General features: G+C 53.1%; 17 protein-coding genes. 2 read left to right on the top strand and 15 right to left on the bottom strand.

Annotated elements, in window-relative coordinates:
• Positions 1-615 precede the first annotated feature (615 nt).
• From C7820_RS13130 to rplS, 7 genes are all read right to left on the bottom strand, one after another.
• Positions 616-1365: an amino acid ABC transporter ATP-binding protein gene (locus C7820_RS13130; RefSeq protein WP_116231260.1), complete on the bottom strand. Its 750-nt coding sequence runs from the start codon at positions 1363-1365 to the stop codon at positions 616-618.
• An 18-nt stretch (positions 1366-1383) separates the two neighbouring features.
• Positions 1384-2061, bottom strand: coding sequence for an amino acid ABC transporter permease (locus tag C7820_RS13135; protein WP_116231261.1), 678 nt, complete (start codon positions 2059-2061; stop codon positions 1384-1386).
• Between the two features lie 22 nt (positions 2062-2083).
• A complete protein-coding gene (locus C7820_RS13140; RefSeq protein WP_116231769.1) occupies positions 2084-2869 on the bottom strand; it encodes an amino acid ABC transporter substrate-binding protein in 786 nt (261 codons plus the stop codon).
• A gap of 199 nt (positions 2870-3068) precedes the next feature.
• A complete protein-coding gene (locus C7820_RS13145; protein ID WP_076168205.1) occupies positions 3069-3905 on the bottom strand; it encodes a YitT family protein in 837 nt (278 codons plus the stop codon).
• A gap of 145 nt (positions 3906-4050) precedes the next feature.
• The gene (gene ylqF, locus C7820_RS13150; RefSeq protein WP_116231770.1) at positions 4051-4917 is read right to left on the bottom strand and encodes a ribosome biogenesis GTPase YlqF; all 867 of its coding nucleotides are present in this window, start codon (positions 4915-4917) and stop codon (positions 4051-4053) included.
• A 48-nt stretch (positions 4918-4965) separates the two neighbouring features.
• The gene (gene lepB, locus C7820_RS13155) at positions 4966-5586 is read right to left on the bottom strand and encodes a signal peptidase I (RefSeq protein ID WP_076168207.1); all 621 of its coding nucleotides are present in this window, start codon (positions 5584-5586) and stop codon (positions 4966-4968) included.
• 218 nt (positions 5587-5804) lie between these two features.
• The gene (rplS, locus tag C7820_RS13160; protein WP_076168209.1) at positions 5805-6149 is read right to left on the bottom strand and encodes a 50S ribosomal protein L19; all 345 of its coding nucleotides are present in this window, start codon (positions 6147-6149) and stop codon (positions 5805-5807) included.
• Positions 6150-6598: 449 nt separating this feature from the next.
• Here rplS and C7820_RS13165 point away from each other — a divergent pair, with 449 nt between their 5' ends.
• Both C7820_RS13165 and C7820_RS13170 read left to right on the top strand, forming a co-directional pair.
• The gene (locus C7820_RS13165) at positions 6599-7876 is read left to right on the top strand and encodes an MFS transporter (RefSeq protein ID WP_116231262.1); all 1278 of its coding nucleotides are present in this window, start codon (positions 6599-6601) and stop codon (positions 7874-7876) included.
• Between the two features lie 97 nt (positions 7877-7973).
• Positions 7974-8522: a helix-turn-helix domain-containing protein gene (locus C7820_RS13170; RefSeq protein WP_116231263.1), complete on the top strand. Its 549-nt coding sequence runs from the start codon at positions 7974-7976 to the stop codon at positions 8520-8522.
• Positions 8523-8638: 116 nt separating this feature from the next.
• Here C7820_RS13170 and C7820_RS13175 read toward each other — a convergent pair whose 3' ends face one another.
• From C7820_RS13175 to ffh, 8 genes are all read right to left on the bottom strand, one after another.
• Positions 8639-8881 (bottom strand): hypothetical protein, encoded by a 243-nt coding sequence (locus tag C7820_RS13175; protein ID WP_116231264.1) that lies wholly within the window; start codon positions 8879-8881, stop codon positions 8639-8641.
• A gap of 21 nt (positions 8882-8902) precedes the next feature.
• A complete protein-coding gene (locus tag C7820_RS13180; RefSeq protein WP_116231265.1) occupies positions 8903-9862 on the bottom strand; it encodes a GNAT family N-acetyltransferase in 960 nt (319 codons plus the stop codon).
• Positions 9863-10254: 392 nt separating this feature from the next.
• On the bottom strand, positions 10255-11610 hold the full coding sequence (locus C7820_RS13185; RefSeq protein ID WP_116231266.1) for a dipeptidase: 1356 nt from the start codon (positions 11608-11610) through the stop codon (positions 10255-10257).
• 145 nt (positions 11611-11755) lie between these two features.
• Complete coding sequence (gene trmD / locus C7820_RS13190; RefSeq protein WP_116231267.1) at positions 11756-12517, bottom strand: tRNA (guanosine(37)-N1)-methyltransferase TrmD; 762 nt, start codon at positions 12515-12517, stop codon at positions 11756-11758.
• Positions 12517-13038, bottom strand: a complete 522-nt coding sequence (rimM, locus tag C7820_RS13195; protein ID WP_116231268.1) for a ribosome maturation factor RimM — start codon at positions 13036-13038, stop codon at positions 12517-12519. The genes trmD and rimM overlap by 1 nt, the downstream gene beginning before the upstream one ends.
• A gap of 124 nt (positions 13039-13162) precedes the next feature.
• Complete coding sequence (locus tag C7820_RS13200) at positions 13163-13393, bottom strand: KH domain-containing protein (RefSeq protein WP_076168224.1); 231 nt, start codon at positions 13391-13393, stop codon at positions 13163-13165.
• Between the two features lie 22 nt (positions 13394-13415).
• Complete coding sequence (rpsP, locus tag C7820_RS13205) at positions 13416-13688, bottom strand: 30S ribosomal protein S16 (RefSeq protein WP_076168226.1); 273 nt, start codon at positions 13686-13688, stop codon at positions 13416-13418.
• Between the two features lie 84 nt (positions 13689-13772).
• Positions 13773-15155, bottom strand: a complete 1383-nt coding sequence (gene ffh, locus C7820_RS13210; protein ID WP_116231269.1) for a signal recognition particle protein — start codon at positions 15153-15155, stop codon at positions 13773-13775.
• Positions 15156-15176: the final 21 nt, after the last annotated feature.

Raw genomic sequence — 15176 nt, forward strand, 5'->3', positions numbered from 1 at the left:
GCGGATTCCAACGAAAAACGACTCTGGCACGCTTCCAAAAATCGGGGTGTGGACTGCTGGAGTGCAGAAGATGCGCCGAGCCGATATGTCCGAAAGCATTCACCGGCGAAAAAAACCTGGCCTCACGAGGCTAGGAGGAGAATGTGTTGTAATGAGAAGAATGTAATTGCAAAGAGATGATTGTACTGAAAAAGAAGAGTGTTCGGCCAAGAGGTGAATGTGCTGTAATTGAGATGGATGTACTTCGAGGAGTGAGCATGGATCCAGCTATATCGAACGACTTGAATATGGGTCATCCCGGTTTTGGCAATCCCGGAGTCCGCCGTGAACTGGCCAAACTTTTTGAAAAGTGTTACCCAACCAATGAAGAATGATGGTGCCAACGGGTATGGAGGGTATCCACAGCCAACACACCCTATGAAGAACTTCTACCTTATACAAGCTTTTTGACACCACAGCAATCAACCACATTTCCGTAAATTTCCAAATGCGGTTATTCAGCTGCTTGAGAAGGCACTACAACGTTAAACACCTGCGCAACACGATTCCCACACAAAAAAATAGCTGCATCAATGCAGCTATCGTCGCCGTGCCCGCAAGCACCTACAAAGTATTTTACACCGGCTCGCTGAGCAGCGACAAAAACTGCCTTGTCCGCTCCTGCGCCGGATGGTTTAGCACCTCATTCGGACTGCCCTGCTCCATGATGATTCCTTCGTCCATAAACACGATCCGGTCTGCCACCTGGCTCGCGAATTTCATTTCATGGGTCACTATGGCCATCGTCATGCCTTCTACAGCCAGCTCTTTGATGACCTTCAGCACTTCACCGACCAGCTCCGGGTCCAGGGCGGACGTCGGTTCATCAAATAAAAGCAGTTCCGGATCGATGCCCATTGCCCGGGCAATACCGACCCGCTGCTGCTGTCCACCGGACAGCTGGTGCGGATAGGAGTCCGCTTTGGCGGCAAGTCCCACCTTGCCCAGAAGCTCCAGCGATCTGGCCTTGGCCTCCGCTCTGCTCTTTTTCTGCACGATGACCTGTGCCTCCATCACGTTCTGCAGAGCCGTCATATGGGGAAACAGATTATACGATTGAAAAACCATGCCGGTTTTCCTCCGGAAAGCCAAGATGTCTCCCCTGCCCGGCTTGGATCCTTCCCTGAACGACAAGGCTGAGTCTCCGATCCGCAGCGTTCCCTCCGTCGGGATTTCCAGCAGGTTGATGCACCGGAGCAGCGTCGTTTTTCCGGAACCGGAGGGCCCGATAATGACCGTCACTTGTCCTTTTTCGATCGACAGGTCGATTCCCTTGAGCACTTCATTGCTGCCAAAGCTTAATCTCAGGTCGTTGATTTCAATCATGATGCATCCCTCGTTTCGCTATCTTGCGGCATAACGGTCAAACCGGTGTTCGAGCTGATGCTGGAGCGCCGACAGGACGGTGCTGAAGATCAGGTAGATCATGGCTACCTCGCAGTACAGCAGCAAAGGCTCATACACGACCGCCGTAATTTGCTGCCCCTTTTGGAACAGCTCTGTGAGTGTCACCGTCGCTGCCAGCGACGTATCCTTCAACAGGCTGATAAAAGAGTTGGCCAGCGGAGGCAGCGATACCCTTGCCGCCTGCGGCAGAACAATCCGGCGCAGCGCCTGGGAACGGGTCATCCCGACCGAGTACGCCGCCTCCCACTGCCCCTTGGCGATGGATTGGATCGCGGCGCGCATAATTTCGGAACCATAGGCTCCGACACTGATCGAGAACCCGATCACCGCAGCGGTGAATGCGTCGATGACAACGCCGATGCTCGGAAGCCCGTAGAAAATGATAAACAGCTGGACAAGCAGCGGAGTCCCCCGGATGATCCACACATAAAACCAGGCGACCCGCTGGAGAATGCTCCAGCGCGACAATCGGGCCAGCGCGGTAAGGAACGCCAGCACGAAACCGAGAATGAAGGAAATGATCGTCAGGGGAATCGTGAACTTGATCCCCGCCATGAGCAGCGGCACAAAGGAGTCGATAAAAATATCGGTGAGATGGGCGGTTCTGTCATTCATCGGTTAACCCCCTTTTTGCCGCTTATTTCGATACATCCGTACCAAAGTATTTTTTGGAGATGGCAAGGTACGTTCCATCCTTCTTCATGCCGGCCAGCGCCTGGTTAATGGCGTCCCGCAGCTCGTTGTTGTTTTTGTTCATCAGTACGGCGCTGGTGCTGCCCGTATCGGTTTCGTCCACCACCTTGATCGGCGCGTCGGGACGTCTTGTTTTGAAGTCGAGATAGGACAGTTTGTCGTTCACCGTAGCATCGATGCGCCCGGACAGCAGCAAGTCGATCGCTTGGTTGAATCCGTCGACCTGCACGATCGTGGCACCGTTGTCTTTAGCAATTTGATTCAGATTGCTCGTCAGCGACTGACCTGCTTTTTTGCCTTTGAGGTCGGCCAGCTTTTTAATGTCCTGATTGTTGTCCTTCACAATCAATACCGCCTTGGAGGCGATGTAGGGGTCCGAAAAGTCGTATTTAGCCTTCCGCTCCGCATTAATGGATACTTCGTTCATCACTACGTCGAAACGCTTGGCGTCCAAGCCGGCGATCATACCGTCCCATTTCGTTTCGATAAACTCCGGCTTCACGCCGAGCCTTTTGGCAATCTCCCGGCCCAGGTCAACGTCAAAACCGGTCAGCGTTCCTTTATCATCATGATAGGTAAAAGGTGCATACGTTCCTTCCGTGCCGATACGCAGCTTGCCGCTTTGCTTGATCGTCTCAAGCAGGTTTTTACCCGTCTTGGAGCCCCCGGTTTGCCCCTCCTGCGGCTTCGTTCCCGTATTTCCACCGCACGCTGTCGTCACGGCCAGCATCAACGTCAGCACGATTGCCCAATAAATCCGCCAGCTTCTCACATTTTTCCTCCTCTAACCGTTTTCACCTATTTTGCCTCGATGCTGTATTTTCATGCGCGGCCGCCCGTACTTACGCTTGATCCCGACAAAAAAAGCCCATGACCCCAGGTCATGAGCTTTCCTCTTCTCTATTCTAAGTCTATTTTCTGCTGCAACCCTATTTCGATATGTCGATAAATCCTTCCCCAAACACGTCCCGAACGTCATGGATCGTAATAAACGCCTGCTTGTCCGCTACCTTGACGATCTTTTTCAGGACAGGCACCTCCTGCTTGCTGATGACGATGTACAGCACTTCCTTGGCCGACTTGCTATAATAGCCGTACCCTTTAAACACGGTGACTCCCCGGTCCATAACCCGGTTAACCTTCTCGGCGATCTCCGCATGCTGCTCCGATACGATCATCACCGCCTTCTTCGGGTTCAGGCCCTCGATGATGAATTCCATCACCTTCGTACCGACGAACAGCATAATAATCGTCAGCATCAGGCTTTCCGCGCCAATGATAAAGTAGGAGGAGAACGCGACGATCAGATCAAAGAACAGCAGGGCGTAACTGATGTTCCAGTCCCAGTATTTATGGGCAATCCGCGCCAAAATGACCGTACCGGCGGTGGTGCCTCCGGCCCTCACGATCAACCCGATGCCGACACCGGCCAATACACCGCCAAAAATCGCATTGACGATCGGTTCGTTCGATGTAAGTGTCCAGTTTTCGGTCAAATGGAGGAACAAGGAGTTAAACACGACAGCAACGATGGTGTACACCGTCGTCATTTTGTCCAAAAACTTATAACCCACGATCAGCAGGATGGCGTTCAAAATCAGGTTGACCAATCCAGGCGACCATGCAAACAGGTAGTACAGGATGATCGTAATCCCGGTCACACCGCCTTCGCCAAGGTCGTGGGGAATGACAAACAGATTGATATCGAGCGCAAAAATAAATGCCCCCGCGATGATCGTCATGATTTCCATCATTCTTTTTTTCATATGACGGCCTTCCTCTCCCATAAATCAACACGCAAAAAAAGCCCAGTACCTATAACGGAACTGGGCTTGTTCGTTCACTATGATACTGTACATCTCGCTTTGATACACGCGGGACACTTGGATCGTATCCGGCGTTCTTTTCCGATTAGTAAGGGGCCTCCATCGAGAACCGACCCATTTTGCCGGCGCGAAGCTCCCGCAGCAGCGTCTTCGACGCTTTCTCCAGATCCACCCGTCCGCCGCTCATCAAGCAGCCGCGCTTACGCCCCACCGCTTCCATGATGGAGACGATTTCGTCGCTCTCGTCAGGGTTGTGCGGCATGTCCGCATCGATCTCGAAGCGCTCCCGGAAGGCGTCCCAGTAATACTGGACCAGGTATTTGACCGCAAAAAAGGCGACATCCTCCACGTTCAGGATCTCTTCCTTGATCGCGCCGGTTACCGCGAGGCGGTAGCCAACGTTCTCGTCTTCAAATTTGGGCCACAAAATCCCCGGAGTATCCAGAAGCTCGATTTCTCCGCCTACCTTAATCCACTGCTGGCCTTTCGTCACGCCCGGCCGGTCCCCCGTTGCGGCAATGCTGCGCCCGGCGAGCCGGTTGATCAGCGTCGACTTGCCTACGTTCGGGATGCCGACGATCAGCGCACGGATCGCCCTCGGGTTCATCCCCTTGGCGATTTGGCGATCGATCTTCTCCTTCAGGAGCAGCTTCAGCTGTCCAGGAATCTCTTTCACGCCCGTGCCTGTAGCCGCATCGACCGGAAATGCCGTATGGCCTTCCTCTTTAAAATAATCCTGCCACTGCTTCGTTACCGAAGGGTCTGCCAAATCCGCCTTGTTCATAATGATCAGCCGGGGCTTCCCCTGCAAAATCTCGTCAATCATCGGATTGCGGCTGGACAGCGGAAGACGCGAATCGATCAGCTCGATTACGACGTCAATCAGCTTTAACTTATCCTGTATTTGGCGGCGCGCTTTGGTCATATGACCAGGAAACCATTGAATCGTCACCGTCATCACCTCATTCTCTTGTCCGCAAACAGCCTTATTCCGCGTTCATTAATGGTTGATCAAATGGATGTCCTTCACCGGCCAGAAGATGAGGTCAGCCCGTCCGACGATATCCCCGAGCGGCACATAACCGATCATCCGGCTGTCCGTACTGTCGGACCGGTTATCCCCCATCACGAACACATGACCTTCGGGAACCTTGCCATCCGGAAACGCGCTGTTTGGAAAATCTTTGTCATTATACATCTGGCCCGCTTTATGGCTTGCATCGATGGCACCCTGTATGTAGGTTTCATTGACTTTTTTGCCGTTCACGGTCACCGTGTCGCCTTCCACCTTGACGGTATCGCCTGCGACGGCAATCACGCGTTTGATAAAATCCTTGCCTTCAGACGGAACATGGAACACGATAACTTCTCCACGATGCGGAGCCCGGATGTCGTACAATATTTCATTGACGATCAACCGCTCGCCTGTATGAAAGTTTGGCTGCATGGAGGGTCCGTCCACAATAAACGGTTTGAAGAGAAGCCAGCGGATCAGTGCCACCAAAATCAGGGCAATGATGATCGCTTTCAGCCATTCTACGACTTCATTTTTCCCTTTTTTAGGTGGTTTATGATCTTCTTCCTTCAGTTCCACCGCATCGCTCTGAATGTCCTGCTGCATATATCCACCGCCCTCTCCTAGTTTTGCCGAAAAGAAAAGCTCCCATTACGGAGCCGTGTATGCTTTCTTTGGGACCAGCGAAGCGAAAAGGCATTCGTGATCGCCAGAAAAATCTCCGCTTCTCGCGGTTTGTCAACTTGGTTCGTTCATCTATTGACGCCTTTTTAATCCTAAAACGAAAAGGGCTTGAAATCAAGCCCTTTAGCGTTGTTCGCTGATTAACGGCGAATCTCTTTAATTCTTGCTGCTTTACCGCGCAGTTCACGAAGATAGTACAGTTTGGCGCGACGTACTTTACCGTAACGAGCCACTTCGATCTTCTCGATTTTTGGCGAGTTGATTGGGAAAGTTCTTTCTACCCCAACACCGTAAGAGATTTTACGCACAGTAAAAGTCTCAGCGATGCCGCCTCCGCGACGCTTAATCACAACACCTTCGAACAACTGGATACGCTCGCGGGATCCCTCGATAACCTTAACGTGCACTTTCAAAGTGTCGCCAGGACGAAAGCTAGGGATGTCGGTGCGAAGCTGTTCTTTGGTAATCTCTTGTAGGATGTTCATTTAGGACTCCTCCTTCCGTACAGGTGTTCTTGCCTCTTCCGGAAAACCCTCTGTTTTCCTTCATCATCCGCAGCGGACCACCGTATTCCACACAACAGCATTTATTGTAGCATATATGTTTCATCCTTTGCAACTATAAATCTTTCAGTTGTTGCGCTGCCCCTCGGTTGAAAAAATAGCAAAATCTCGCTCTCCCAAAACCAGATCCTTCACACCGAAAAATAGGCTGACCCAATTGTAAGAAAAACGTCTATCGACGTACCTTCAAAGAAGACAGACCGCGTTTAAAAGGAAGTTTTTCTTGCGATTATAGAATGGTTCAGCTTCGCTGAAATTTATTAATTCTATAATCTTAAAAAACTTCTTGCCAAAATCGGATTTGACGTTAAAATAAATTTATCATTAAAATAATTTTAACGTTAATAAAAATTGAATGGAGATGTCCTTTCATGAGCGAAACCGTATTGCTTCAGCAGAATCAAGGTGTGTGCAGGCTGGCGAAACACAAGTTGTATCTAATGATGATCACCGCCAAAATCATTTCACGATGCGGGGATTCCGTGGATTCCATCGCCTACAGCTGGATGGTCTACCTGCTTACCGGCTCCGAGCTGTTAATGGGAACGCTGTACGCCATCAACTTCGTTCCAGGCATTGCTTTCAGTATGTTTACCGGCGTCCTGGTCGACCGCTGGTCCAAGAAAAAGGTCGTGATCGTGACGAATGCCGGCCGAGGCATCACGGTAACCGTGACGGCGCTGCTCTATTTCATAGGAGACTTGCAGCCGTGGCACCTGTTTATTTTTACGTTCATCAACTCTACGCTCGAATGCTTCTCCACGCCGGCGGAGATGTCCCTCGTTCCCCGCATTTTGCCCAAGGAGCTGCTGCTCAGCGGCAACTCGCTGACGTCGTCTGCCTCCCGCACCGCCGAGCTTGCCGGTCTGGCCGCAGCCGGCGGCCTGATCGCCATGCTTGGCATTTCCGGAGCGATGCTGATCGACGCCTTGTCTTTTCTGCTGGCCGCCCTGTTGTACGTCTGGATCCGCATCGACCGGGATCACGGGCAGGAAGACGATAACGACGCAGATCTTATGCAGGCAGAGGAAAGCCCGTCCTACTGGAGCCAGTTTAAAACCGGCCTGAAGTTCGTTAAAGGCCACAAGCTGATGATGATGACCATGCTTTCAGCCGCATTCGTGAATCTGTGCCTCACGCCTAAAAACGTGCTTGAGCCCGTTTATGTCAAACAAATACTCCACTCGGGCCCATACGGCCTCAGTTTGATCGGCATCGCCCTGATTACCGGCATGATTATCAGCGGCCTGTGGATCAGCCAGAAGGGCTCCGCTTACCGCAAAAGCAGTCTGATCGTGTTCGGATTTTTGCTGCTCGGGGTTACGTACAGCCTTCTCTACGTCCCCGCCCTTCTAAGGGAATATCCTCTCTATGCCGCGGCCGCCTTTTGCTTTGGCATGGGATTCGCCATTTCGTTTATCAACACGCCGGTATCCACCTATATGATGGAAGTCACCCCCAAAGCGATGCTTGGCCGGGTCGGGGCGCTGTCGAGCACGATCTGCACCTGCGCCATTCCCGTCGGAAGCCTGCTGGCCGGTTGGGCCGGAGCATTCGTCGGAGTCCACGTGTTGTACCTCGTTTTTGGGCTGCTGATGCTGATACCGGGGGTCTATCTGTGGAGCCAGAAAGGGTTTATGAAAATCTAGAGCGATGGAAACATTTTGTGCTCGGAAGCCATCTCGGCTTATAATGGGGATAAACGATCCGGAAAACAAGATACGGGAAATGTAGAGGTGCACAACATTGGAGACCAAAGAACTGAGCACGATCGAGGAGATCCGGATTTATTCCGATCCATACCGTTTGAAAATATTAAGCTGCTTTCAGAAGGCCGACCAGCCAATGACGATCAAAGATATCGCTGACAAACTCGGCGAGGTTCCGGCCAAGGTCTACTATCACGCCAAAAAGCTGGAGAGCATCGGATTAATTGTCCTCGTGCACACCAAGCAAATCAACGGAATCACGGCCAAATATTATCAAGCCTTCAAAGGATCCGTACGGATTAAGCGCAGCAAGGACATTGATGAGGCGGCCCAGAAAATCTTCCGTTCCGAAACGCAAAAGCTGCTGGAGGATTTGTATGAGGAGAGCAAGCGTAAGTTTCTGAAGGCCCAGAACCAGGAGGAGCCTGCCGGGAACCTGTCCCATTCCGAGGTTTATTTGACGGAAGAGGAAGCCAAAGCATTTTTTGACCAAATTACCGAGTTTGTGGGAAAGCACACCGAGCGCCAACACCCGGATCAGAAGCTGTACGACGTATTTACCACGATTGCCAAGCTGGACGAATAGCTGCCCATGCGCTTGCAGCGCCAGATAGCCCCCGGCCACTGTGCCGGGGGCTATCTGGCTCCAAGCTGCGAAGATGGAAGTTACCGCTTCTTCGCAGCTCTGGCCATCCGTTGGGGCTACAAGAGCTGCCTTGCGGCATGTTCATCCTCCTGGGCCACGTACAAGTCGTACTGCGTCATCCCCCGGCCGGTAAAGGCACCCCGGCCGGTCGTCTGGCTCACGATGCGCGAGCGGTGGCGGATCCCTCCGCTCAGCAGTCTGGACTTGGCCCTTGCATAGCTGTCTGCGTCGAAAGATGTGAAGATCAGGATCCGCTCCTTGGGAAAAAAGAACCGCCAAATTGCTTTTGCCGGATTCATGCATCATCCTCCTTCTCGAAGCTACACCAGTGCTTTTTTGCCGATATTATATCCTTTCCATGTCCGAAAACCAAGTTTGGCATAAAAATCCACATATTCCGTCCAATCAATCACCAGGTGCTTCACGCCTCTGGCCGTCAGCTCCGCGACCCCGTCCTGAACGATTGCCAGCCCGTAGCCTTTTCCGCGGAACCGGTCGTCCACGCCGAGCGGCCCGATACCGCCAAGAGGTTCACTGAATAGAGGCGCCCAGTATGTATTCTGGGCAATCAGCGGGGACTCGCCGTCGTTCACGCGGCAAAAGCCGATCATTTCGTCTCCCAGGAACAAGCCGACGAATTCCCGTCCCTGCCCTCCCCGTTTCCAATAGCACTGCGCCTCGTAATACCAGCGTCCCGGAAAGCACCGCTTGAAGAAACGGAGCATCTCTTCGCGGTCTCCCGGAACAAGCAGGCGGGCGAAGGCACCATCCCGATACTCGGGCCGCTCTAGACCATCGTCCGAGGTTTCGTTCACCAGGTCGAACACCTCGTACAGGTATTCGTACCCGCGGCGCGCGAACCATGACTTAACCTCCGGCAGTGCGAGCGGCACCCCCGGAAAATAGTGCCACGGGTCACGCCCGATGCTGACCGATACCGCTCCGGCTTTGCGCAATGCGCTCTCGGCATGACTGAGCAGACCTGACCCTATGCCCTGACCCTGAGCATCGCGGCGGACGACGATGGCTTGTATCCATCCGCCGCCGTCACCCAGCTGCATTTCGCGCTCCGGCTCCTGCCACTTCTTGGCGATCACGAACCCAAGCAGACGGCCCTCCCCGTCAACGGCCAGCCCGGAAGCGGGGACATACACGTTCACATCTTCAAAAGTATTTTGCTTCATCAGTTCCCTGCGCATCGGAAAATGGCCGCCCAGTTCCCCGTTCCAAAGGTAACACATCGCATCAAGCCATTCGGCATCCATCGGAATGATCTTCAAAATAACTCCTCCTTCTACAGTGGATCGTACGTGCAAACGAGTTCTGCAAAAAATGTTGTCCATCGGGATATTTCATGCCAGCTCGACCCGTCTTTAGCTGCTGCTCTTCAAGCGGGATAAGGATTGTAGCAAAAAGACTCATACGTCTCATTATAAAATATTATTACATAATGATTATATTTATTGTGTTATAAAATTTCAATAGAGAATAATTAGGTTCCCCTGTCCCATAGTGATTTGGGATTACCATGGAATTTATCAGCATACGGTTCGATCCAGACCATTCCTTATTGAAGGCTAATATAAAAATCGCCGGATCCGAGCTGACAGCTCTCGATCCGGCGATTTCATTCATTAATGATCCTTTTCAGGACTCCTTATTCAGGAAGTCGTTACACTCTTTTCAGAAAATCGACGATGGTCAGCAGGCCAAGATCGAAGTTTTCCAGGTTAAAGTGCTCGTTAGGCGCATGCAGGTTTTCATCCGGAAGGCCAAAGCCCATGCATACGACCGGAGCGGCCAGTACACGGGAGAACGTCTCCACGATCGGGATGGAGCCCCCGTCTCTCGTAAATACGGGACGCGTGCCGTATACTTCCTCGTAGGCTTCCGCCGCCTTTTGCAGAATCGGTGTGGACGGATCGATCGTAAATGCATTGCCCTTCTCGAACTGGACGACGGTTGCTTTGGCGCCCGTCGGGACGTGGCTGTAGATATGCTTTTCGATTTTGTTCAAGATGTCCTGCGGATCCTGATGTCCCACCAGACGGCATGTAATCTTCGCATGGGCTTCCTTCGGGATGACCGTTTTGCTGCCTTCGCCCTGGAATCCGCCGTAGACGCCGTTCAGCTCAAGGGTCGGGCGGGCGCCCGTTCTTTCAGCGAACGTGTATCCCTCTTCCCCGTACAGCTCGTCAAGGCCAAGGTCGCGCTTCAGCTTGTTCTCGTCTCCGGACTGCTTCGCAAACTCGGCATGATCCGCCTCCGTAAGCTCCGGAACGCCTTCGTAGAAGCCTTCCACAGTCACGCGGCCCTTCGCATCATGCAGGGAATCGAGCAGGCTGACCATCGCATGCAGCGCATTCGGCACGCCGCCGCCGTAGCTGCCGGAGTGCAGATCTGTATTGGCCGTTTGGACATGAACTTCCAGTGAGCACAGACCGCGAAGACCGGTGCAGATCGCCGGTTTTCCTTTTTCCAGCAGGGACGTATCCGAGATCAGGACCGCATCGGCCTTCAGCAGCTCCTGCTGAGCCTCCAGGAACTTCGGAAGGTTCGGGCTTCCGACTTCCTCCTCGCCCTCCACGCAAAACTTGATGTTGACCGGAAGCTGCTTCTCCTGCTGAAGAATCGCTTCCACCGCCTTAATATGTAAAAAGATCTGCCCCTTATCGTCCGTTGCCCCTCTGGCGTACAGCTTGCCGTCGCGTTCGGCCGGCTCGAATGGCGGGGTATCCCACAAGTTCAGCGGGTCTACCGGCTGCACGTCATAGTGCCCATAGACGAGAACCGTCGGCTGTCCCGGTGCATGCAGATGGTCCGCGTAGACGATCGGGTGGCCGTTTGTTTCGTGGATTTTCACGTTTTCAAGGCCGGCCTTTTGGAGTGTCTCCGCCAGCCATTCTGCCGCTCGCTTAACATCCGGCTTATGCTCGGACAATGCGGAAATGCTCGGAATGGACAACCATTCCTTCAGTTCGTTCAGATGCTGATCGCGATGGGTTTGAAAATATGCTTTATAATCCATAATATCCTCCTGTCATGTTCAAAATTTTCTTTGGTGCTCGTGTTCTTGATGCTCAACATTCAGACAACCTTATATCCAGACTAACGCATCTGACGCTAAAAAACCACTCCCTAGCAGAACCCAGGGGCCGTGGTTTACAGCTCGGTTATTCAAGTCCGCGATCGGTATCTTTCAGCCTGCGGAGCTTTTCCAGTGTCTTGCGGTCCCGGTCGGTCAGCTCCACCTCATCCAGCAGGTCCGGCCGCCGCTCCAGCGTCCGCTTCAGCGCCTGCTCCCGGCGCCAAGCCTCGATGTTCGCGTGGTGGCCGCTCAGCAGCATGTCCGGCACTTTCCAGCCCCGGAACTCCACCGGGCGGGTATAGTGCGGGTACTCCAGCAGCCCGGTGCTAAAGGAGTCGGTCACGGCCGACGTTTCGTTGCCCAGCACGCCGGGCAGCAGCCGGGAGACCGCATCGATCACGACCGCCGCCGGAAGCTCGCCTCCGGTCAGGACGTAGTCGCCGATCGACAGCTCATCGGTGATGAGGTGCTCACGAATCCGCTCATCGTATCCCTCGTAGTGGCCGCAAATGAAAATCAAATGCTCTTCCTTCGCGAGTTCCTCCGCTTTTTTCTGGGAAAAGGTTTCCCCCTGCGGACACATCAGGATGACTCTTGGCTTGGCCTGATGTCCCGCTTTCTCCAGCAGATCCTCGACAGCCGCAAAGATCGGCTCCGGCTTCAGAACCATCCCCCCGCCTCCGCCATAAGGCGTATCGTCAACCGTACCGTGCTTATTCCCGGAGTAATCCCGGAAATTGACGGTATGAAGCGAGATGATTCCTTTCTCCTGGGCCTTGCCGAGAATGCTTGTCCGGAAAACCCCATCCAGCATTTCCGGGAACAGGGTCAGCACATCCACTCTCATTAGTCCAGCAGTCCTTCCATAATATGAACGAGTATTTTTTGGTTCGGAATATCTACGTCAAGGACGACATCATCAATGACGGGAATGAGGATGCTCTTGCCGCCCTTAGGCTGGACTACCCATACGTCGTTCGCACCGGGTGTCAAAATTTCCGTCACGACCCCAAGCTCCTTGTCTTCATCGGTCACGACGGTGCAGCCGATAATTTCATGGAAGTAATACTCGTCTTCCGGCAGCTCCACGAGATGTTCCTTGCCGACTTTCAGCATGCTGCCCTTAAATTTCTCTACATCATTAATATTGTCGTAGCCGTCCAATTTGATGATGTACATATTTTTATGAAGGCGGGAAGAATGGACGGTCACGTCGACCGGCTTGCCCCCGTCCTCCGGAACGATCATGAGCTCGCTCCCCTTGGCGAAACGGACCTCGGGAAAATCCGTGTACGACAACACTTTGATTTCTCCCTTGATGCCATGGGTGTTGACGATTTTGCCAACCTTATAAAGTGTTTCCGGCATGTTCTCCTCCTAGCTTCGTGGCGCCGGCGCATCGGCGCGCTTGTATTGCACGGATCTATTATATAATCTTCAGCATGTACGAAAAAGGGCTAGGACATGCATCCTAACCCCCTTTCGTATATCTTTAAGATATGATATCCACGGTCACGCGTTTATCCATTTTGACTGCTGCAGAAGTTACGACTGTTCGAAGCGCCTTGGCGATCCGGCCCTGCTTGCCGATGACCTTTCCTACATCCTCGGGATGTACGGTTAGCTCATAGACAATCAGGTGATCCTTCTCTACCGTCTTCACAGCCACCTCTTCAGGATGATCCACCAAAGCCTTAGCAATAACACCAACTAATTCTTCCATAGATAACCCTCACGATCAGTCATTATTTCTGCTGCTTGAGCTCATGGAACTTTTTAAGCACGCCTGCTTTGCTCAGCAGGTTGCGGACTGTGTCGGATGCTTGCGCACCGTTTTGCAGCCACGCCAGTGCTTTATCTTCATCGATTCTTACGTCAGCCGGTTGGTTGACCGGATTGTAGTAACCGATTTCTTCGATAAAACGGCCGTCACGTGGGGAACGGGAATCCGATACCACGATACGGTAGAAAGGAGCTTTATGAGCACCCATGCGTTTCAGACGAATACGTACTGCCACGAAATTCACCTCCTTCAACAAAATAAGTGTGGGGACAGCCTCCCGCCTTGGCGGAGGGAAGCTGTCTATATAGAAATGCAGTGATTAACGGAAAGGAAACTTCATGCCGCCTTTGCCGGCCAATCCTTTCAGCTGCTTTAAAGCCTTGCCCTTCGGACCCTTCGGACCCATCATATCCGAGAACTGCTTCATCATCCGGCGCATCTCGTCAAACTGCTTGATCAGCCGGTTGACCTCGGCGAGCGATGTGCCGCTGCCGGTCGCAATCCGCTTGCGGCGGTTGTGGTTGATGATATCCGGATTCTGTTTCTCTGCCTTCGTCATCGAAAAGACGATCGCCTCAATGCGGCCCATCTGCTTCTCGTCGACCTTCAGATCCTTGGTCTGCTTCAGCTTGCCCATCCCCGGGATCATGTCCATGATCTGGTCGATCGGGCCAAGCTTCTTCACCTGCTCCATCTGCTCCAGGAAATCGTCGAACGTAAACTCAGCGTTGCGCATTTTACGTTCCATTTCCTTGGCTTTCTCCGTGTCGATATTCGACTGGGCTTTCTCGATCAGCGAGAGCATGTCGCCCATACCGAGGATCCGGGAAGCCATCCGCTCCGGATGGAACGGCTCCAGCGCATCGATCTTCTCGCCGAGCGCCGCAAACTTGATCGGACAGCCGGTTACGGCCTTAACAGACAGCGCGGCACCGCCGCGGGTATCGCCGTCGAGCTTGGTCAGCACGACGCCCGTCAGATCTAGCTGCTTGTTGAAGTGATCCGCGACGTTGACGGCATCCTGGCCTGTCATCGCATCCACAACCAGTAGCACCTCGTCCGGCTTCACCTCGCTGTGGATTTGGCGCAGCTCTTCCATCAGCTCTTCATCGATATGCAGGCGGCCCGCCGTATCGATGATCAGATAATCGTTCCCGTTATCCTTGGCATGCTGATAAGCCTGCTTCGCGATTTCCACCGGGCTTGTCTTGTCGCCGAGTGTAAATACCGGTACGCCGATCTGGTCACCCAGCACCTGAAGCTGCTTGATCGCCGCAGGGCGGTAAATATCGCCCGCCGCCATCAGCGGACGGTGGTTCTGCTTCTGCAGCAGCTTCGCCAGCTTGCCTGATGTCGTCGTCTTACCGGCCCCTTGCAAACCTACCATCATAATGACGGTCGGAGGCTTGTTCGCCTTTGCCAGCTTCGCCTGGCTCCCGCCCATCAGCTCGGTCAGTTCTTTATTAACGATGTCGATGATGACCATGCCCGGCGTGAAGCTCTCCATCACTTCGGTACCGACAGCCTTCTCTTTCACCTTGGCGACGAAATCCTTGACGACCTTAAAGTTAACGTCAGCTTCCAGGAGCGCAAGACGCACCTCGCGCATCGCTTCGTTAACGTCATCCTCGGACACCTTGCCTTTGCCGCGCAGCTTGCTGAATACGTTCTGCAGCCGGCTCGTCAATCCTTCAAATGCCATGAACCGCCACCTCCTTCTAAC

The organism is Paenibacillus sp. VMFN-D1, from assembly GCF_003386155.1.
GTDB lineage: Bacteria > Bacillota > Bacilli > Paenibacillales > Paenibacillaceae > Paenibacillus_AQ > Paenibacillus_AQ favisporus.

Bases quoted from the DNA above. Each gene is read 5' to 3' on its own strand.
- C7820_RS13130 (WP_116231260.1), bottom strand. From the start codon at position 1,365: ATGATTGAAATCAACGACCTGAGATTAAGCTTTGGCAGCAATGAAGTG.
- C7820_RS13135 (WP_116231261.1), bottom strand. From the start codon at position 2,061: ATGAATGACAGAACCGCCCATCTCACCGATATTTTTATCGACTCCTTT.
- C7820_RS13140 (WP_116231769.1), bottom strand. From the start codon at position 2,869: ATGCTGGCCGTGACGACAGCGTGCGGTGGAAATACGGGAACGAAGCCG.
- C7820_RS13145 (WP_076168205.1), bottom strand. From the start codon at position 3,905: ATGAAAAAAAGAATGATGGAAATCATGACGATCATCGCGGGGGCATTT.
- lepB (WP_076168207.1), bottom strand. From the start codon at position 5,586: ATGCAGCAGGACATTCAGAGCGATGCGGTGGAACTGAAGGAAGAAGAT.
- rplS (WP_076168209.1), bottom strand. From the start codon at position 6,149: ATGAACATCCTACAAGAGATTACCAAAGAACAGCTTCGCACCGACATC.
- C7820_RS13165 (WP_116231262.1), top strand. From the start codon at position 6,599: ATGAGCGAAACCGTATTGCTTCAGCAGAATCAAGGTGTGTGCAGGCTG.
- C7820_RS13175 (WP_116231264.1), bottom strand. From the start codon at position 8,881: ATGAATCCGGCAAAAGCAATTTGGCGGTTCTTTTTTCCCAAGGAGCGG.
- C7820_RS13185 (WP_116231266.1), bottom strand. From the start codon at position 11,610: ATGGATTATAAAGCATATTTTCAAACCCATCGCGATCAGCATCTGAAC.
- trmD (WP_116231267.1), bottom strand. From the start codon at position 12,517: ATGAGAGTGGATGTGCTGACCCTGTTCCCGGAAATGCTGGATGGGGTT.
- rimM (WP_116231268.1), bottom strand. From the start codon at position 13,038: ATGCCGGAAACACTTTATAAGGTTGGCAAAATCGTCAACACCCATGGC.
- C7820_RS13200 (WP_076168224.1), bottom strand. From the start codon at position 13,393: ATGGAAGAATTAGTTGGTGTTATTGCTAAGGCTTTGGTGGATCATCCT.
- ffh (WP_116231269.1), bottom strand. From the start codon at position 15,155: ATGGCATTTGAAGGATTGACGAGCCGGCTGCAGAACGTATTCAGCAAG.